This is a genomic window from Halomonas sp. PA16-9 (genome assembly GCF_009728585.1).
Classification (GTDB): Bacteria; Pseudomonadota; Gammaproteobacteria; order Pseudomonadales; family Halomonadaceae; genus Vreelandella; species Vreelandella titanicae.
In genome coordinates this window covers 3,311,120-3,328,753 of record NZ_CP040451.1, presented here as the reverse complement: position 1 = coordinate 3,328,753, position 17,634 = coordinate 3,311,120, and the positions used below count along the sequence as shown (strand labels likewise).

Sequence of the window (17,634 nt, the reverse complement as noted above, 5' to 3'; positions counted from 1 at the left end):
TTCACACTGATATTACCAATACGCTCAATCTCACAATTAATGGTGTCACCAGGCCGGATAGGCCCCCCCCCTCTGGTGTTCCGGTATACAACAGATCACCAGGCTCGAGGGTGTAGAATTTGGAGGCGAACTCTATAAGTTCGGCTTACGTCCATGATCAGATCTTTGGTATTGGCGCTTTGTCGCACTTCACCATTCACATCAAGGGTCATGGCTAATGCATGAGGGTTTTCTATCTCATCGGCGGTCACCAGCCAGGGGCCCAGCACTGTGTAGGAATCTAGAGACTTACGCAGGCTGCGCTCCTCTGGCCCACGAATGGTAATATCCAGGCCGATGCTGTATCCGGCCACGTAGGAGAGCGCATCCTTGGCTAAAACGTTCTTGGCACGCTTACCAATGATGGCAACCAATTCAATTTCATGGTCAGTTCGGCGATCCGGAAGTCCGATGCATACAGGATCATCGGAGCCGACCACTGAGCTGGTAGCTTTAAGAAACAGTCCTGTCTCCTGTATCTTCCGCACATGTGCGCGGGAGAAGGTAGCTGTATCCTTAATTGCCTCATCTAGGTGGGCTTGGTAGTTGACAGGGGCCGCGATAACCTTGCCTGGATTGGCAACCGGAGGGCGCAATGTCACCTTACTGAGAGGATAACGCCGAGCGAATTGTAGGGCATCAGCTATGGCAGGCATTAATTCTGGTAGGCAAGCAATCAGTTGATCTCCGTGAGGGTAGGGATATTCCGCGGTACCGATAAGTGGTAGGACGCTTGAGACGTCCAATACTTCGTTACCCTCTACGACACCCAGGCGATGGTTATTGAACAAACAGATTTTCATACAATGTTTATCCTTTTTATTAGGGAGTGGTTACGCGTTTTTTCTCTCTTCCTTCCAAAAGCCCAAATGTTCCTGAAGAGGGCGATCGGAAAAACTGAACAAAACACATTCATCGGAGGCTTCGAAGCGACGCCAGGCCCAGCCAGGAACCACAAACACATCGTGCCGATTTGCCGTCCACTCCTGATCTTCGACCTGAACGCGGACACTACCTTCCACTACGCAATAGACCGCGCCATCTGTTTCCCTATGCTCCACACCTTGAAACCCTTGTGGCAGAAGTTGTATATAAGCGCCCATGGTAAGGATCGGTGATTTACCATTGGTGGGATTGGTAAAGGTCAGCTTGAGTCCAGCTGCAGGATCACAATTACCACTCTCAGCGAGCTTGGTTAACGCTGCCCGGGTGCGCTTATAGGGGTAGTGGAACAAAGGGCTCGTCGTGCCATTGCACTGATACCCAACTGGGCTTAACCCGGATGCGAAACGCGCTTCAGAATCGCCTGCCGGGCGACGAACTTCCTGGCGTTTGTGCGGGGCGTCAGCAGAGAAGCCCGCGTTAAGCATTTGCACGACAGGTACATCAAGGCCATCCAGCCACATCACCGAGTCGCTTCCCTCGGCACCATGGTCATGGAACACCCCTGATGGTGTGATCACGAAATCACCAGGGCTCATCATTACTTTTTCACCGTCCACATTAGTGAAGCCACCTTCGCCACTGAGAATCAGACGCAATGCTGAAGCCGTATGACGATGACTGGGTGCTACCTCGCCAGGCAAAATCATCTGAATGCCTGCGTATAGCGAGGTGGTCACCAAGGATTTACCGCGTAGCTTTGGGTTTTCCAGCACCAGTACGCGACGTTCGGCATCCTCAGCAGAAATGGCTTCACAGGCCATCTCCATATTCTTGCGAATCGTTTTATCACGCCAGATAACAGGCTCCAGTACTTGTTTAGGTTCACGCGGTGTCAAACCTCGCAGCACTTCCCAGAGTGGTGCCATGTTGTCTTTGGAGATTAATTCTTTAAATGCTATGGCGGTCATCGCCCCCTCCTTAAGATTCAACTGATGTCGTGTTTGTAAGGATCAGCAATTATTGTCTCTGCCTTAAATAAAACAATTTTTTTCGTATTGTGATAATTTTGCTTTTTATGCGGTTGGGGTCAAGGCAAAAATATGTATTTGCGACAAAAGTATTATCTTCTGGAGGCTTTGATACAGGCTATGGTGCTGGGCGCTCAAAAATTTTTTTAAGCAATCACAGCGTATTGAGGCAACTGATGGTCATGTGTGACAGTCAGTTATTGCTGTAAGCCCCTAGTGAGCTTTGCAAAAGATGCGCGCAGTGGTTTAAGGGCGCTATTAACAGACGGGAAATGTTGAGGTGGCTTTGAAAGAGAATTCTCAGGAACGGCTGCTGCGATTACTTTCCCTGTTCGCTGATGAAGAAAAAGGGAGTGGTCGGTCGATGAGGCGTCTGTACACTTGGGGATTTCGGCCAGCCAGACCTACCGTTACTTTAGAACGCTTGCCTCGGCCGGTTATATTTCAGCCTATACGACAGGGAGGTATGTACTTGGCCCGGCGATAATTGAGCTGGACCGTAAACTAAGGATTGGCGATCCAATGATTCATGCGGCGAGAAGTATTATGCGAGAAATGCTCAGCACGGCACCTTCTGCCAGTATCGCCATCCTTTGCCGCTACTTCCGCGGCCAAGTAATGTGTGTGCATGAGGAATTCGAGACTTATCAGCACCATGAGATTAGCTATGAGCGTGGCCAGCCGCGACCTTTATATCAAGGCGCTGCATCAAAAGTGATTCTGGCCAACTTACCCTTACGCCAAGCTAGAGCCTACTTCAACCACGCTCCTGATAAATTCAACCAGTTTGGCCTTGGCGCCAACTGGACAGAGGTCAAGCGAAGCCTTCGAGAGCTTAGAAGCCAGCCTGCTATTATCACGGCAGGTGAGCTTGGAACAAGTGCCTCTGGGATTTCAGCCCCTATTTATGACGACAAGCGAGTTCTTGGAAGTGTTAGCCTCGTCTTACCGATAACCGTCGCAACAGAGGAAGTAACCTCTTTTTTGATGCCCGTTGTAGCAGCAGCAGGTCAAGAAATGACCAGTAAAATGCAGCACTTGGCTCAATTGCAGAAGTGATGAAGACGCCATCTATTTTGCCCCGTGCCTGCTTTCGCAGCACAGGGCTTTTTGTCAATCGCAAATGCTTAATTCATTGAGCGCTAGAAGGGATACTGGATACCTTGCTCCATCACACTGATCCATTGGGTGGTGGTGAACTCATCTAGGTTTGCGGGGCCACCGAAGCGACCGCTGGTACCTGAGCGGCCCATGCCACCGAAGGGTACCTGAAACTCATTGTTTACCGTCTGATCATTAATATGCACCATGCCTACTTTGATGCGATCAGCAATGCGCAGGGCTCGCTCTGTAGATGTGGAGTGAATAGCGGCGGCTAGCCCATAGGAGGAAACATTGACTAATGCGATAACATCCTCATCGGTATCAAAAAGTGTAATGGGGGCTACAGGGCCGAAAATCTCCTCGCCAAAGGCAGGCATTTCTGGCGTCAAGCCGCTAAGAACCGTGGCTTCAAAGAAGTTGCCATCGCGTTTACCGCCAGCGACTACCTTGGCACCCATTGCTACTGAGCGGTTCACGCTCTCCTCGAAGTGCTTAGCTTGTGTCTCATCAATCAATGGGCCGAGGTGTACCTGTTGTGTCCAAGGGTTACCTGTGACTAAGCGGGCGGCCCGGTCGGAGAGATTCTTCATGTATTTTCCGTCACTGAACGATGTATTAAGTGGCGATCTACTATACGGAAAAATTTGATTTTCCAGCACAATCATGTAAAACGATCTCCTTCTTCATGACTGAAAAACCTAAACTGGCCTATCTAGACTAAGGGTCGACAACCCCGTGGAGCCGAGGTCGCCGACAATCTGTTTCCACAGATGGAAGAGGGTCTATGGAACAAGGCCTTATGTCATTTCACGCTTCTTTAGCCATTTTGCGGAATTTGGATAGTTGGCCTCCCCACAGGTTGACGCTGCGCGGTGTCGGCTCCCAAAGACGAGGAACATACGTCACCAAATCGTCGTGGAATTTCTCCATTTCCGCCGACAGTTCGATATGAGTTCCTGCTGGGTCATCGAAGAACACGAACAGGTTGTTGCCAGGACCGTGGCGGCCAGGCCCCCAGGTAACCTCTACGTTAAGATCGGTTAGTCGGTCGCACCACTGCTTGAAATCCTCCCACTCGCTGAGATCGAATGAGTAATGGTCCAACTGACCCCGCATTCCAATGTCAACAACCGCTAAGGTGTGGTGGTCACGATCACTTCTCAGCCACGCAAAATTGCCATTACTAAGCTGGTCGGAAAGAGAAAAACCAACAATATTGGCGTAGAACGCCACCATCCGTTTGACGTCGTCACTACCAACCGTCGTATGTTGAAAGCGAATCGGCCGACGCCCTATGTCCGCTTGGTGTTCCCCTAGGTGATCCATTGCCGTATGAAAGTGCACTCGGTTGCCGTCGGGATCTTCAAACTCAATGCCCTGCGGATCGCCAACAGCTGCATCCATATAGGCAGCATCCAGTGCCCTTACGACCACATTGGCATCTTCTAGCCGGCTTTGCAGTGCGTTGATCGATTCGCTATCCTGTGTTTCAAATCCGAAGTGGGTTAGCGCGTACTTTCCCGATGTTAGTTCGATGACGTGGTGCCCACTTCCCCAGCCTAGACGTACCACGCCCTCCAAGGAATTTTCATGCACTGCCATACCTAATACTCGCTGGTAGAAAACTGTGGTTGCCTCAATATCAGGTACACGGAAACCGATATGAGAGACGCGCGTCCCACTCAGCTTTTGCTGTGAAGGGTTCGTATCAATGAGCAGTCGGTTGTTATTCATTATTTACTCCAGGATTAGTGAGTTGCCGAAATGTAGCCTTGTTAATTCAAGGGTGCTCTGGTTTAACCAAGATGGCTGATTGTTAAGCCGTCTCTGACATGTCTGGTGCATTATGCTAATTAGCTAAGCCCTAATTGCTGCGGAAGCCACAGCGACAAGGCGGGCACCAGGTTGATGATTGCCATGCACACGAACATGGCAATCAAAAATGGGATCATGGCTCTGAACAGCCCGAACATGGATACTTGAGTGGTCGAGGTAACGACAAACAGGCCCGGCCCCACCGGTGGTGTCACGAGGCCAATAAGAGTCGCCAAACTTATCACCACGCCGAAATGGATTGGATCAATGCCCAATGCCAGCACGGTTGGCAGGACGATGGGCACTAACACAATCAGAATGCTCATGCTCTCCAGGAACATCCCTAGTACCACGACCAGCAGGTTGATAAGCAGCAGGAACACCCAGGGCGATTGGGTCCATGCATTAATCATCGCAACGATGCGGTCCGGTACGCCCACAAAAGAGAGCGCCCAGCCGAACATAGTCGCCGCCGCAATAAGGCCTGTGATCAACGCGGTGTTAAGGGCGACCTGTTTGAATATTTCCGGTAGGTCGCTCCAAAGGATGGAGCGATAAATCCACTTACCGATGATTAGTGCCAGCAGAGCGCCCACGGCACCCGCCTCAGTGGGTGTCATCACCCCTGCCGAGATGCCGAAAATGATAAACACCGGAATCATTAGCGGAGAAAGTTGCTTAAGCAGCCCTATCAGGCTCACCTTGCGCCGTGCAGTCCGCTCCAGCTTGGGGAAGTCATGGATAAAGCCGAGCATCATCACCACGACGACAAAACCCAGAAAGATCAGCAGTCCGGGTAGCAGCCCCGCCAAAAACAGCGCGGAAATCGGCTGCAGCGCGATGACGCCGTAGATAATCATGATCATTGAGGGAGGAATGATCGGCCCCAACAAACCACCAGAAACGGTCACCGCCGCTGCGAAGTCGCGTTTATAACCTTGCTTCTCCATGGCGGGGATCATGACCTTACTCATCACCGCGATTTGGGCAATGGCAGAGCCCAGGATAGAGGCCGCCACTGCGTTAGTCAGCAGGTTGACGTAAGCTAGACCGCCTCGCATGCGCCCAAGCAGCAGGTTGGCCAGCTCGACAAGGCGATCGGTCAGCCCACCTCGGTTCATCAACTCGCCCACCAGCATAAACAGTGGAATGGCGAGCAGGCCATTCTTCTCTAGGGCACCGTAAAACTGCAGGGGCAGGCTGCTGGAGAGCAACAGCAGGTCGCTTTGATGCAGGAACACCAGGGTGCCCAGCATCAGCGTCAGCAGAATAGGCAATCCGAGAAACAGCGTAATAAAGAAAACGGAAAAGGTGATCATGTGCACACCCTCTCGGAGGCTTCGTGGCTAACCAGCCGATGGATGGAGAGTAGAAGGCTGACGAACTGGTGGTAACTCATGACCATCAGCGCCACGAGCATCACGCTGAAGTAGTACCAACGCGGCAGTTGCGTCGTTGGCGACAACTCGATTTGCGTATGCGGTGAGGCAATCCATTGCCACGTCAGTGCGGTGAAGATCGCCAAAACACATAGGCCGAGCAGGCAAAAAAAGACCTCAAGGCAATGGGCCGCTCGTTCGGGCAGAAGACTGGGAATGATGTCGATCCGCACCAGCGAGCGGGTATAAAGTAGATGGCTGACACCAATGAAGCTGATGGCCACTAGAATCTGCAACGCCACCTCCTCGGCCCAAAAAAGTGGGGTGCCGAATATATAACGCAACACCACTTGGGCGACCAGCAGTCCGGCCAGCAGTCCCGTCAGGATAATAAGCACCCATGTTTCCAGTCGGGCCAGCGCGCTATCGCACCACTTCAATATGTTAAGCATAATGCCCCCTATGCGGCATGGGCGTGACCTGGGCCACGCCATTACTGCATCCACACTTCATTGATTGGTCACGACCTGGTGATAGAACTCGGCGATTAACGGGTCGCTATCGATATATGTCTGACGCACTGCAGCAGCCGTCTCTGCGTAGCCAGCGGTATTGATCTCGACCACTTCTACGCCAGCGTCCTTGAGCGTGGCGAGATTTTCCTCCTCGACACGTGCTTGCTCCTCAATGCCCCACTGCTCGGCTTCTTGGAAGACCTCGCGGATCATCTGCTGATCGGCTTCGCTCTGATTATCCCACCAAGCTTTGGAGACCAGCACTACGCCGGGGAAGGCCATATGGTTGGTGAGTGCCAAGTGTGGAGCCTGCTGGTAAAGTTTCAGGGCAGTGACGAAGTCAAGGTCAACGTCGACGGCATTCAACAGATTGGTGGTCAGTGCCGGTGCGACTTCGGAGGTCGGTAGCGCGGTGGGCGCCGCTCCGTTGGCCAGCCACCAGTCATTGAAGACAGGATTGGGGAAGACACGGATCTTCTGATTGGTTAAGTCATCTATGGACTCGACCGAATCGGTCGACAGCACGTGCCGCATCCCGGCGATGATGTAACCGAGACCGATCATGCCCTGGGGCTCCAGCTTTTCGAGCATACTAAGGGCAGCTGGCAACTGTGTTGCCGCTCCGGCCTCGTCGTAGTTCTCGAATTCGCCAGGTAGAAACCAGCCATTAAAGGAGGACTCGCGGCTGGAGAGCGATGCGGCGGGAACCACGCCGAACTGCACCGCGCCATGCTGGAGGAGCTGGATCAGCTCGTTATCGTTACCCAGCCTGCCATAGGGGGATACCTCTATAGCGTAACGCCCGTCGGAGCGTTCACCGAGATTTCCCGCGAGGCGTTCAGAGACCTTGCTGAAGATATGACTGGGCGGTACTGGTGTGCTGAGCCGAAGCGTCTCGGCCTGCGCAGTGGCGGACACCATAAGGCTGCCAGCAGCGCAGGCAAGGCCAACTAACAGGGGATTGAAGCTCGATAATTTCATGTCGTACTCCGTATTGTTGTAGTAGTTATCTTCAAGAATCCACCTTCCAGACGATTACCCTTAACCGTGGGTACTCATCCTGCTATCGACGGGAAAATGTAGGTGTTGCTGGGTTTTACAGGGTAGCGGCGGTACTCAAAGGCTGATGAGAATTACCTAAAGCGCTGAACTCGGGAGGGCGCAGCATCTCACCCAGGTGAATGGCATCCGTGGGCAAATTGTTCTTGTTAAGAACCGCCATGGTGTAGCGATCCGGCCTTACCAGATAAAAGACGTGCTCGCCACCATGCGCCCTGAATATCCAGTCGTTGGCTTGGCTGTGAGCATCTCGCAATACCTCTATACCCTCGACGGGAACAGGGTTGTAGTTGCGCGGAGTAACGCACACTTTCTTTAGATCATCCGGTAGGTACTCGAGCCAAGGCTGGATAGCGTCGAACGCCCTCTTCGCATCAGGGTGGTAAGTGATAAGTGCGAAGTGGCCGTCGATGTAGCGATCCAACAGCGCCATCTCGCTATTGGGATTCTCAAGCATCGGCTGGGCAATCAATCGTCCTGTGCGTGTCTTGCGGGCAGAGGCAGCGTCGCTGATGAAGAAACCGCTGACGAAACGCGGCGTCGGCTTGTAACGCATCTGGGTAACGTAGTCACGAGCAGGGCGGTAGACGCTCAGCCAGCGCAGGCCAGTCTGCAACAATGTTGCGTGTATACGGCTCTTTGGCATCATGAACTTGCCGAGCATGGCGGCCATTTCAATCAGTTGCCAGGCGTGCGGTTTGCGCTCTTCTTCGTAACTTTCTAGCAGCGTTTCAGGCAACTTGCGCTTGAGCACCCAAGCTAGCTTCCAGGCTAGGTTCACCGAGTCGCGCAGGCCGCTGTTCATGCCCTGACCAGCGAATGGAGGGGTTAAGTGGGCAGCGTCACCGAGCAGGAAGATGCGCTGCTGACGCCAGCTCTCAGCTTCGCGGGCATGAAAGGCATATACCTGTTTGCGGACGATCTCTGCGTCGCGATCCGGGCCATGCTCAGCCATCAGCTGGCGAACGTACCCTTCTTCTACTGCTTTTTGTTCATCTTCGTCGGGCAGCAGCATAAATTCGAAACGGCGGCTGCCACCGGGACCAGGCAGGTTGATGCAGGGACGCGCTGGATCACAGTAGACGCGAGTCTGGCGGAAATTGTCCTGCGTCCCTTTGAGGTCGATGATCAACCACTTCTGCTCGTAGGTAAGACCTTTCAGTTTGATATTCAATTCGCTGCGCACAAAGCTGCGTCCACCATCGGCTGCCGCCATGTATTCGGCAACAACCTCGTAGTGCCCCTCATCAGTCTCGACCCTTAAACGCACACAATCGACGTCCTGTACAAAGTCGACAACACGATGGCCGAAGCGCGCCTCAACATGGGCAAAGCGCTTGAGCCCGTTACACAGGATTGCCTCCAACTCTGGCTGGTGAAAAGCATTACGCCGCGCATAGCCATACTCACGCCCTCTCGGTTCAATGTTGGCGAAGGGCACGCGCTTGAGGTCCAGATAGACCGAGCCATAGTCCTGAGCGCAGCATGCAAGTACTCTCTCCTCAAGCCCAATGGCCTGCATGGTTCGCATAGACTCGTCATCGATGGATACCGCCCTCGGCTCGGTCACCGTCGAGAGATTGCGTTCAAGCACCAGGGTGCGAACCCCATAGGTTCCCAGCAGATTGGCCAGGGTCAACCCGCTGGGGCCACCTCCGACAATAATGACAGAGAAGCGGTCGGCTAGTGAAAAAGCGGCGGTACTGGTATTGTCAGGTTGTTGTTTCATTACTGTTGTCCTTACGACACCGTCATTAAGACGCATCCTTCCCCTCTGCCCAGGGCAGACGACAAAAATCGCGTTAAGAAGGAAACGGGGTGTTATTTGTGCAGGAAGACCTACCTCCGGTCATTCTGATACTCTGGCGCATAGATTCAGTCGTCACTCTTATTGCTACTGTTCTTGCTATATATCCTTGCTACATGCCCTCGATGCATCTTCTCAAGACATCATCTGTAACTTACGAATTAATCAACTGCGTTAACTTCTCGGTTAGGCGATTCGCAAGGGCCATCACTATCTGGCGCTGCTCCTCCGCTTGGTCTTCACGGTAGGCCGTTTGTGGTCTTACGCAGCTTAGACTGGCGATGACCTTGCCGTTACCATCAAAGATGGGAGCGGCAAGCCCGAAGAGGTTTGGATCCACCTCACCGTGAGATTCGCTGTAGCCCTGCCGCCGGATCGTCTGGAGGACGTCCTTAAACTCCTCCCACGACGAGCCCAAGCTTCCTTTCACTACCTCATGCTGATGCTCTAAGAAAAGCCGCATATGCTGGCGAGCAGGCAGGTAGGCCAATATGATTTTCGATGTCGCCCCCATGAACAGCGGGCGTGGCGTACCCCGTGCATAGCTAACAGGCTCTTTCAGGTGACCATGGCTGTGGACGCAAATCACTTGATCATTGAATAGCCGACATACGATCCAGATCTGCTCACCGTCGAAGACATCGAGTTCAGGCTCGATCTCTCGCGTCGCCTTTACCAAGGGATCAGTCAGTCGCAGCTGTCTATCCCACTGGATGATTCTTGAGCCTAGGCCGTAGCGCCGGGGCTCAACCTGAAACAGCAACCCCGCTTCGGCCAGCTCCTTGGTATAGCGATAAGCAGTCGAACGCGTATAGCCCAGCGCATCGCACATTGCCTCTACCGACCAGATCGGTACCTCTTCCGAGAACAGATCCAGAATCACCAGCATTCTTTCCAGACTGCTATTGCTCTTGCTGCTTCTGCCTGCTCGGGAAGCCTGCTCCTCAATATGCCGATCAAGGGCCACGGGATGCTGTTGACTCATAACTTGATTACGCCTCGTCTGCGATAGTGTTGCGCAGGGTACCGATGCCCGAGATAGCAATTTCGATGCTATCACCTGGTTTCATCCAAACCGGGGGTTCGCGGAAGGCGCCCACGCCGCCAGTGGTGCCGGAGACAATAACGTCGCCCGGAGCCAGCTCGGTAAATGTACTGCAGTATTCAATCAGTTCCGCCACACCAAAGATCATATCGCTGGTATCGGTGTCCTGCATGACGTCGCCATTCAGGCGGGTGGTCAGGTGTAGCGCCTGCGGGTCGGGAATCTCATCGCTAGTCACAAGCCATGGGCCAAATCCCCCCGTGTTAGGGAAGTTCTTGCCGGGGATAAACTGGATAGTGTGCTTTTGGTAATCGCGTACGCTGCCATCGTTATAGCAAGAGTAGCCAGCAACGTATTCAAGGGCATTCTCAGCCTTGACGTGGCGCGCGGTCTTGCCGATCACCACAGCCAGTTCCCCCTCGAAATCCAGCTTGTGCGAGACAAACGGCCGAATGATCGGCGTTAGATGACCCGCCTGGGAGTCAGCGAAGCGGGTGAATATCATCGGGTGCATCGGCATATCACGCCCCGTCTCTTTCACATGCGTCGTATAGTTGATGCCCACACAGAGGATCTTGCCAGCATCCGGAATGACCGGCAGAAACTCAATTTCGTCTAGGCTTAATGAATTTAAGCTTGAGGTATCAAATCCCACCAAGTCGGAAAGAACACCTTTACGTATCATTTCCTTGAGTGAACCACCTAGACGATCGGCAAGGGGAGCGAGATCGAGGACCCGGCCGCCATCCACTAAACCGATGCTGATGGTGTTCTGATAACGGAATGTAACAAGTTTCATATTTTAACCTTTCTCTCGGGCTAGCGAGGCGGAAGAGGTGAGCAAGCGACGATAGCGACTAATGTTATTTACTCTATTGAAATGATTCTAGTGCCACAATAGAGTAATTTCAATATATCCCGCAATGTAGGATTTTATACACACATTGCTTTGTAATCGTATATCGTTGAGGAATGGATTTTTTTTTGTGTTAAGCACCATAATTAGCGCTTATGGCTACGACCAATGTCTATTGGTGAATTTGCTCAGGGCAAGGTCAATTTTTTTTGAAAGAGAGTATTGGGCTAACCCGTCATAGCGACCGTTCGATTTTAGCGTTCTATATAAGCATTCTGCTGGGGCTTTCCTGTCTGGATAAACATGAGCTGAATACCTCGACCTTCCGCCCATGCCGATAACTTACCGCTGATATGTTCTGGCCCGTAGTACTTGCTGAATAAGCAGGTTGGAGCCAGCCATCTGTACCAAAATCTTTGATGCCAATCAGTGGATTTAGGAGATGTACACATGGCTGACAACGTAAAGAATAGCTCTGTGAAGGTGATGATCGCCATCGACATTGCTAAAACGTCCCATGATGCGGTCATTTTATGGCCGTCAGGTCGTACCAAAACGTTTAAGTTTCCTAACACGTTAATGGGTTATCAGAACCTCATTAATGCAGCAGAAGCATCTGCTGAAGATATTTTGGTGGCCTTTGAGCCAACGGCTGACTTTCATCGTAATATTGCCTATTGTTTAAGGTCTCAAGGGGCCTTGTGCCATATGGTGTCGTCTTTAGCCTGCGCCAGAGCGCGTGAAATGTTGTTTAAAAGCTGGGATAAAACGACAAAAAAGACGCGCGGGTTATCATGTACTTGATGCAGCAGGGCATGATGCAACCATTTTACGATCCGTTAGTGAATGAAATGGTGAGCACCCTTTAGATATGGTTGCGACGCATGAGCCTGAGTAGTGAGCAAGTGTTCCCATGTTGAGCACGAAGTGAGATTTTGTGTGCATATTGAGCGGGTTCCTTAGGTAGTCCGTTATCTGTCCGAATGGCGCTAGGTAGACCACGTTGTAAAGCCAGATGATCAGGAATACGTGTTAAAAAAAGTCCGCCAATGGGACGCTCAGGCACGATTGCCACGGCTTCATGGGTACCGTCGTCGACGACGGTGAGGTTCTTGATCACGCGCCCGTATGCCGTCCGGTAAAACACAAAATCCATTGACCAGACTTGATTGGCGGCCCCAGGGCGGCCAAGGGGCATCCGCTCAGACGTGGGAACCTTCTTGCGCTTGCGGCGTTTTACCTGCAACCGAGCAGCTGCGTAGAGACGCTCGACTCGCTTATGATTGACCTGTTCACCGGCTTGACGCAGCTTCAGATAGATCATGCCAGCGCCATAGCGACGATGCCGATGGGCCAAGGCAACAATGCGTTCACGCAATGCTTCATTACGGTCAGGAGCCGATTGATAGCGCAATGCACTGGCACTCATACGGATGACACGGAGCGCTCGGCGCTCACTGAGGCCACGTGACACCATAAAGCGCACCACATCTCGGCGTGCAGGTACACTCACCACTTTTTTCTCAGCGCCTCGCGAGTGACCTCCATCTCCAGTAGCGACTCCGCGAGCAGTTTTTTCAATCGTCCATTTTCGGCTTCGAGTTCTTTGAGTCGCTTGGCATCGGGTACGCTCATACCACCAAACTTGCTGCGCCATAGATAGTAACTGGCTTCTGAGAAACCGTGCCGACGGCATAGCTCCTTAATGGGCAGTCCCGCTTCTGCTTCGCCCAGGAAACCAATGATCTGTTCTTCGCTGAAACGCTTCTTCATGTCCCATCTCCTTACCCATAGGATCGGACTCTAAAGTGTAGCGCTACTCAATCAAGGGGTGACGTCGTATCAATAGCAAATGCTTAATTCATTGAGCGCTAGAAGGGATACTGGATACCTTGTTCCATAACACTGACCCACTGGGTGGTGGTGAACTCATCCAGGTTTGCGGGGCCACCGAAGCGACCGCTGGTACCTGAGCGGCCCATGCCACCGAAGGGTACCTGGAATTCGTTATTCACAGTCTGATCGTTGATATGCACCATCCCCACGCGGATGCGCTCGGCGAAGCGTTGGGCACGTTCCGTGGAGGCAGAATGAATGGCAGCGGCGAGTCCGTAGGGCGAGGCGTTGACCAGGGCGATGGCTTCTTCGTCACTATCGAAGAGTGTTATCGGCGCCACTGGACCGAAAATCTCCTCGCCAAAGGCAGGCATTTCTGGCGTCACGCCGCTAAGAACCGTGGCTTCAAAGAAGTTGCCATCGCGTTTACCGCCAGCGACAACGTTAGCACCCATGGCCACAGAGCGGTTCACGATCTCTTCAACGCGGCGCGCTTGGGTCTCGTTGATCAACGGGCCGAGGTGTACCTGCTGTTTCCAAGGATCACCCGTGACTAAGCGCGTGGCCCGCTCGGCGAGTTTGTTCATGTACTTGTCCGCCACTGAACGGTGCACTAAGTGCCGTCCTGCCTGCATGCAGATTTGACCCTGGTGGAGAAAAGCCCCCCAGGCTGCGGAAGAGGCAGCGGCATCTAAATCAGCATCGTCCAAAATCACCATCGCGTTGTTACCGCCAAGCTCAAGGGCGCATTTCTTGAGCATGCGCCCACACGTCTCGCCGATTTTCTCGCCAACGGCGGTAGAGCCCGTAAAGGAGATCATGCCGACATCCGAGTGTTGAACCAACGCCTCACCCACCTCGGGCCCACCTGGTAGTACGTGGAACACGCCCTCCGGCAAGCCAGCTGCTTCTAGAACCTCGGCCATCAAAGCACCTCCACAGATAGCGCTCATTGGGGCTGGCTTCAGGATCACACAGTTGCCCATGGCTAAGGCAGGAAAGACCGAGCGCATGGCTAAGAGGATGGGGAAGTTCCAAGGAGCTATAACCCCCACTGTGCCAATGGGTACCCGCTTCCAGTAATTGCGACGACCTGGCATGCTAGAAGGGAAGATCTGTCCGTTGGGTTGCATGGGGAGTGCTGCGGCCATCTGGGCCTGTTCATAGGTAACCTGCAGTTCCCATTCAGCCTTGGCTGCTGTAGAGCCGCACTCACGAATATTCCAGCGATTGATTTCTTCGGCCCGCTCTTTGAGCAGGGCGGCGGCCCGGCGTAGGATCTCTGCTTTTTGATCGAAAGGTAACGTGGCCCAATGTTGCTGAGCTGAGTTAGCGATAAGTGCAGCGCGACCTACGTCTACGGGAGTAGCCGTCTGAACTTTAGCGAGGACTTCGCCGGTGGCGGGTCCAATTACGGCAGCCTGAGGCCCTTCAGCAGTTTGCCACTGTCCCAGGTAAATTTTGTCTTCCCAGATGGGTGAAGTCTCATTCATGTAAATATTCCTTATTGTATTTGCGAGTGTAATGACTAACTGAGATGGCTTTAATTCGGAAACAACTGATATGCTGATGTGGAAATATAACTGTTCTAGGAAGTAGGCCAATTGAGGAGAAAGGTAGACGAAATATTATTTGGTGTTTCTGTACTACGTGTTTCTGTACTACGTGTTTGTGGCTGCCGCAAAAAATCATTGTTTTACTGGGATAAGGGGCAAGTCAGCAACAATATCTTATTCTAAGTTCTACTTATGCTTCATTGCCCCCGAAGTCTCCTAGTCTAAAGCCCCTGCCTTCTTCTCTAATTCGTCAACAAAATTATCTTCACTGTTACTTTTTTTACTAGAAGCTGCTGCCTCCAGGGCTGCATGGTATGGACAGCCAATAAATTTGGGGTCGTCCTTATATTGTTGAGCAAAGTGTTCAGGAAAGCGTCCATCCAGATCCTTTATCTCGCTCCGAATACTTTTTTTCTCTTCGCTTGACATCCGCAATCTTTCTTCGATATAGCTTTCGGTTGGGTCGTCAGCGTTTTCTTCCATCTGCCAGAAAATATAGCCCATAAGCTTCGGGAGAATCTCCGCAGCCATTGGGTCGGGTGGTCGATACCGAGCGTTTTTAGCGTAGTGGGTAGCGACATGGCCCTAATTAGCTGATGGCCAAACCAGTGAAGCGGGGGTGGAAAAAACCTGAAAACAAACTGCTCATAGATAGCATTAGCTACCAAGTTGGCTCGCTCGGGTGTCGGCCTAGGAGTGTTTTCATACTGCTCACAGAACTCTACTAGCTCTTCAAAACTATTTGGATAGCCTGTGATGGGTTGACCGTTTTCTGCATAAAAAAGTTTAGACATGTCACGCCAAAAAAGGTGAGCCGCTATTTTCTCTTTTTCAGATATACCAGGGGCCCCCATCTTCAGTTTTAGGCGATGCATTGTGGTTGCAGAAAACGCCAACGTATAGATGTAATCTTCATTATAGGAGAATGCGCCAGGGTACTTTTTGGCCCAATAAACATGAAGCTTATTTATACTCTCAATAGATTTGAGAGTTCTCTCATCGTTAGGGCCATAGAACCACCAAAGAGCATTGGCACTGCCCGTCTGCTCAACCCGCGAGGTGGATTGGTGAAGTACTTTCCCTCCATCTTCACGCCAGACAGCTTTTGACCCCCAGTCCGTTACGATAAAGTTGGGGAAGGTCAATGCATAAATAAAATTTTGCATGAAGTCATTCAAGCGATAACTGCTTGAAAGTCTCCATATTTCGATGTAATCTTTATAGGGATCGAGGCTCTCGATCTTATCTGCGATCCATTTTTTTGGCTTATTCATAGCTTTACACCTCGTGGTAGATTCATTTTAATTAAAGTGGATACGCTAAGCGCGCTTGGACTGAGAAGTCGTTTTTTGCGCGATTTTCGACTTCTGTCTCGTGATATACGTTGAACCAAAGCCATGGCCCTTTGGTGTTTTTCCACAATAGCCCTGGTCCAATGCCTAATACCTCCTCTCGCGAATCTTCAAGACGTTGTCCATTGACTTTGTCGTCCTCCAGTTGCTTAAAGTAGTATCCATTTAAGCCAACTGACACGTTCGGAATGACTTCATAAGAGGCGGCGAAGTTTGACCAGGCGGCTTGGCCTGCTTGGGTATCGCGAACTGGATCACCATTGAACAGCTGGTAGGTACTGCTGGCAGGATCGCTGTTTTTGAAGTTGTATAAATAATGCAGCCTCCAGCTCATTTCCCAACGCTCAGCAGGCATCCACGTTGCCGCCCAATAAGGGTTTATCGAGTAAAAATTTGAACCGGGATTAAAGTCTTTAGTCTCATCGTATTCACCTATAGGCAACGAAACATCAAGCGCCAAACGCTGAACGAACGTAGGCCGTCCCTGAGCGTCGACTATTGGATCAAACTGAACCATTGGGCCAAGAGATATATCTCCAAAACCTGTGCCGTTGTCTTTTAATTGAGGGCCTTTAGCCCCAAAATCAGCATCGAGTGAAACGATTGGTAGAATGATGCTCCAGCCTAAATGCCCTCCTCTCCCAATTGTTTTTGGTGAGTAGTAAGTAAATTGATTTACTAAAGTGGTGGCACTGAACTCTGGGTTATCAAAAACCTTATTATCATTGCCATCGTTATCGCGGAAAGACGTTGCTCTACTGTGCTGTAAGTAAATATTGTGATTAAGTCCAGGCGGCCCAGCGAAGCCGTCATAGAAACTGGTATTACCAAGGTTTATGCCACCTGGCTGACTAACGGCAGGTGGGGGTGGACCATTTGCCGCCAAGGCAGAAGAACATACCAGGGCAAATAGAGACGACGATATTATTGCACGTGCGTACATGGGAGCTTTATTCATACATCAAGGCCTGTTGTTGTTATAGTGTTTTTGGGTGTTTAAGTTTTAATGCAGAGGCCTAATGCCTCTGTTGCACCTGACTTTAGGAGAGAAAAAAGATCGTGTCTTGTCTGAAAGCGACATATTTGAACAGCTGTGCCATTACGACATTTCATGAGTCGTAGCGTATGCGAGTTACTTAAAGTTCAAGCTCATGGCCCCCCCTTTGCAAGATACGGGGAGGCATTTTTGAAGGTGATTATTGAAAGCAAGAGGGGTGGGCCTGGAGCTCTGCCAACTGTCAAACAACATATTGTCCGAGAATACGATGGTTAGCCTGTGTTGAGCGAGGAGGGCTTCGAAAGTAGCTCGGCTCATAGCAATGGGTAGCCGATAGAGATGAGTGGGTTTGCTTAATAGC

At 51.6% G+C, this 17,634-nt stretch carries 17 protein-coding genes and 1 pseudogene; 2 read left to right on the top strand and 16 right to left on the bottom strand.

Going from position 1 to position 17,634, the window contains the following annotated elements; translation table 11 throughout:
- Position 1: 1 nt before the first annotated feature.
- Genes FDY98_RS29625 through FDY98_RS15525 form a run of 3 tightly spaced genes read right to left on the bottom strand, consistent with a single transcriptional unit; the run spans position 2 to position 1,892 of the window.
- Positions 2-136, bottom strand: a complete 135-nt coding sequence (locus FDY98_RS29625) for a fumarylacetoacetate hydrolase family protein (RefSeq protein WP_442907964.1) — start codon at positions 134-136, stop codon at positions 2-4.
- Positions 96-842, bottom strand: a complete 747-nt coding sequence (locus FDY98_RS15530; RefSeq protein WP_196518054.1) for a fumarylacetoacetate hydrolase family protein — start codon at positions 840-842, stop codon at positions 96-98. The genes FDY98_RS29625 and FDY98_RS15530 overlap by 41 nt, the downstream gene beginning before the upstream one ends.
- 30 nt (positions 843-872) lie before the next feature.
- A complete protein-coding gene (locus FDY98_RS15525; RefSeq protein WP_022521176.1) occupies positions 873-1,892 on the bottom strand; it encodes a cupin domain-containing protein in 1,020 nt (339 codons plus the stop codon).
- A gap of 441 nt (positions 1,893-2,333) precedes the next feature.
- Here FDY98_RS15525 and FDY98_RS15520 point away from each other — a divergent pair, with 441 nt between their 5' ends.
- Positions 2,334-3,011, top strand: coding sequence for an IclR family transcriptional regulator domain-containing protein (locus FDY98_RS15520; protein WP_196518052.1), 678 nt, complete (start codon positions 2,334-2,336; stop codon positions 3,009-3,011).
- 83 nt (positions 3,012-3,094) lie between these two features.
- Here FDY98_RS15520 and FDY98_RS15515 read toward each other — a convergent pair whose 3' ends face one another.
- From FDY98_RS15515 to FDY98_RS15480, 8 genes are all read right to left on the bottom strand, one after another.
- Positions 3,095-3,646, bottom strand: coding sequence for an aldehyde dehydrogenase family protein (locus FDY98_RS15515; protein ID WP_196518051.1), 552 nt, complete (start codon positions 3,644-3,646; stop codon positions 3,095-3,097).
- 217 nt (positions 3,647-3,863) lie between these two features.
- Positions 3,864-4,790: a VOC family protein gene (locus FDY98_RS15510; protein ID WP_022521180.1), complete on the bottom strand. Its 927-nt coding sequence runs from the start codon at positions 4,788-4,790 to the stop codon at positions 3,864-3,866.
- Between the two features lie 119 nt (positions 4,791-4,909).
- Positions 4,910-6,190 carry a TRAP transporter large permease gene (locus FDY98_RS15505; protein WP_022521181.1) on the bottom strand — a complete coding sequence of 427 codons (1,281 nt, stop codon included), beginning with the start codon at positions 6,188-6,190 and terminating at the stop codon, positions 4,910-4,912.
- Positions 6,187-6,702: a TRAP transporter small permease gene (locus FDY98_RS15500; protein WP_022521182.1), complete on the bottom strand. Its 516-nt coding sequence runs from the start codon at positions 6,700-6,702 to the stop codon at positions 6,187-6,189. The genes FDY98_RS15505 and FDY98_RS15500 overlap by 4 nt, the downstream gene beginning before the upstream one ends.
- Positions 6,703-6,759: 57 nt before the next feature.
- The gene (locus FDY98_RS15495; RefSeq protein ID WP_022521183.1) at positions 6,760-7,746 is read right to left on the bottom strand and encodes a TRAP transporter substrate-binding protein; all 987 of its coding nucleotides are present in this window, start codon (positions 7,744-7,746) and stop codon (positions 6,760-6,762) included.
- Between the two features lie 115 nt (positions 7,747-7,861).
- Positions 7,862-9,553 (bottom strand): bifunctional 3-(3-hydroxy-phenyl)propionate/3-hydroxycinnamic acid hydroxylase, encoded by a 1,692-nt coding sequence (locus tag FDY98_RS15490; RefSeq protein WP_230804236.1) that lies wholly within the window; start codon positions 9,551-9,553, stop codon positions 7,862-7,864.
- Positions 9,554-9,785: 232 nt separating this feature from the next.
- Complete coding sequence (locus FDY98_RS15485) at positions 9,786-10,616, bottom strand: IclR family transcriptional regulator (RefSeq protein ID WP_022521186.1); 831 nt, start codon at positions 10,614-10,616, stop codon at positions 9,786-9,788.
- Between the two features lie 7 nt (positions 10,617-10,623).
- Positions 10,624-11,475, bottom strand: a complete 852-nt coding sequence (locus FDY98_RS15480) for a fumarylacetoacetate hydrolase family protein (RefSeq protein WP_022521187.1) — start codon at positions 11,473-11,475, stop codon at positions 10,624-10,626.
- Positions 11,476-11,982: 507 nt separating this feature from the next.
- Between FDY98_RS15480 and FDY98_RS15475 the strand changes: the two genes are divergently transcribed.
- Complete coding sequence (locus FDY98_RS15475; RefSeq protein ID WP_022521188.1) at positions 11,983-12,336, top strand: IS110 family transposase; 354 nt, start codon at positions 11,983-11,985, stop codon at positions 12,334-12,336.
- A gap of 163 nt (positions 12,337-12,499) precedes the next feature.
- On the opposite strand, the pseudogene FDY98_RS15470 reads toward FDY98_RS15475, so the two are convergent.
- The 5 genes and pseudogenes from FDY98_RS15470 to FDY98_RS15455 form a co-directional block, all read right to left on the bottom strand.
- Positions 12,500-13,305 (bottom strand): annotated as a pseudogene (locus FDY98_RS15470) (transposase); the annotation flags it as partial.
- 98 nt (positions 13,306-13,403) lie between these two features.
- A complete protein-coding gene (locus FDY98_RS15465; RefSeq protein WP_022521191.1) occupies positions 13,404-14,861 on the bottom strand; it encodes a benzaldehyde dehydrogenase in 1,458 nt (485 codons plus the stop codon).
- 279 nt (positions 14,862-15,140) lie between these two features.
- A complete protein-coding gene (locus tag FDY98_RS26275) occupies positions 15,141-15,353 on the bottom strand; it encodes a hypothetical protein (RefSeq protein WP_196518050.1) in 213 nt (70 codons plus the stop codon).
- Positions 15,314-16,198: a hypothetical protein gene (locus FDY98_RS15460; protein WP_196518049.1), complete on the bottom strand. Its 885-nt coding sequence runs from the start codon at positions 16,196-16,198 to the stop codon at positions 15,314-15,316. The genes FDY98_RS26275 and FDY98_RS15460 overlap by 40 nt, the downstream gene beginning before the upstream one ends.
- 31 nt (positions 16,199-16,229) lie before the next feature.
- Positions 16,230-17,234, bottom strand: coding sequence for a SphA family protein (locus FDY98_RS15455; protein ID WP_009286253.1), 1,005 nt, complete (start codon positions 17,232-17,234; stop codon positions 16,230-16,232).
- Between the last annotated feature and the right edge of the window lie 400 nt (positions 17,235-17,634).

What these genes read in the sequence shown, in the direction of transcription:
- FDY98_RS15530 (WP_196518054.1), bottom strand. Translation starts at nt 842, where the DNA reads ATGAAAATCTGTTTGTTCAATAACCATCGCCTGGGTGTCGTAGAGGGT.
- FDY98_RS15525 (WP_022521176.1), bottom strand. Translation starts at nt 1,892, where the DNA reads ATGACCGCCATAGCATTTAAAGAATTAATCTCCAAAGACAACATGGCA.
- FDY98_RS15515 (WP_196518051.1), bottom strand. Translation starts at nt 3,646, where the DNA reads ATGAAGAATCTCTCCGACCGGGCCGCCCGCTTAGTCACAGGTAACCCT.
- FDY98_RS15510 (WP_022521180.1), bottom strand. Translation starts at nt 4,790, where the DNA reads ATGAATAACAACCGACTGCTCATTGATACGAACCCTTCACAGCAAAAG.
- FDY98_RS15505 (WP_022521181.1), bottom strand. Translation starts at nt 6,190, where the DNA reads ATGATCACCTTTTCCGTTTTCTTTATTACGCTGTTTCTCGGATTGCCT.
- FDY98_RS15500 (WP_022521182.1), bottom strand. Translation starts at nt 6,702, where the DNA reads ATGCTTAACATATTGAAGTGGTGCGATAGCGCGCTGGCCCGACTGGAA.
- FDY98_RS15495 (WP_022521183.1), bottom strand. Translation starts at nt 7,746, where the DNA reads ATGAAATTATCGAGCTTCAATCCCCTGTTAGTTGGCCTTGCCTGCGCT.
- FDY98_RS15490 (WP_230804236.1), bottom strand. Translation starts at nt 9,553, where the DNA reads ATGAAACAACAACCTGACAATACCAGTACCGCCGCTTTTTCACTAGCC.
- FDY98_RS15485 (WP_022521186.1), bottom strand. Translation starts at nt 10,616, where the DNA reads ATGAGTCAACAGCATCCCGTGGCCCTTGATCGGCATATTGAGGAGCAG.
- FDY98_RS15480 (WP_022521187.1), bottom strand. Translation starts at nt 11,475, where the DNA reads ATGAAACTTGTTACATTCCGTTATCAGAACACCATCAGCATCGGTTTA.
- FDY98_RS15475 (WP_022521188.1), top strand. Translation starts at nt 11,983, where the DNA reads ATGGCTGACAACGTAAAGAATAGCTCTGTGAAGGTGATGATCGCCATC.
- FDY98_RS15465 (WP_022521191.1), bottom strand. Translation starts at nt 14,861, where the DNA reads ATGAATGAGACTTCACCCATCTGGGAAGACAAAATTTACCTGGGACAG.
- FDY98_RS26275 (WP_196518050.1), bottom strand. Translation starts at nt 15,353, where the DNA reads ATGTCAAGCGAAGAGAAAAAAAGTATTCGGAGCGAGATAAAGGATCTG.
- FDY98_RS15460 (WP_196518049.1), bottom strand. Translation starts at nt 16,198, where the DNA reads ATGAATAAGCCAAAAAAATGGATCGCAGATAAGATCGAGAGCCTCGAT.
- FDY98_RS15455 (WP_009286253.1), bottom strand. Translation starts at nt 17,234, where the DNA reads ATGAATAAAGCTCCCATGTACGCACGTGCAATAATATCGTCGTCTCTA.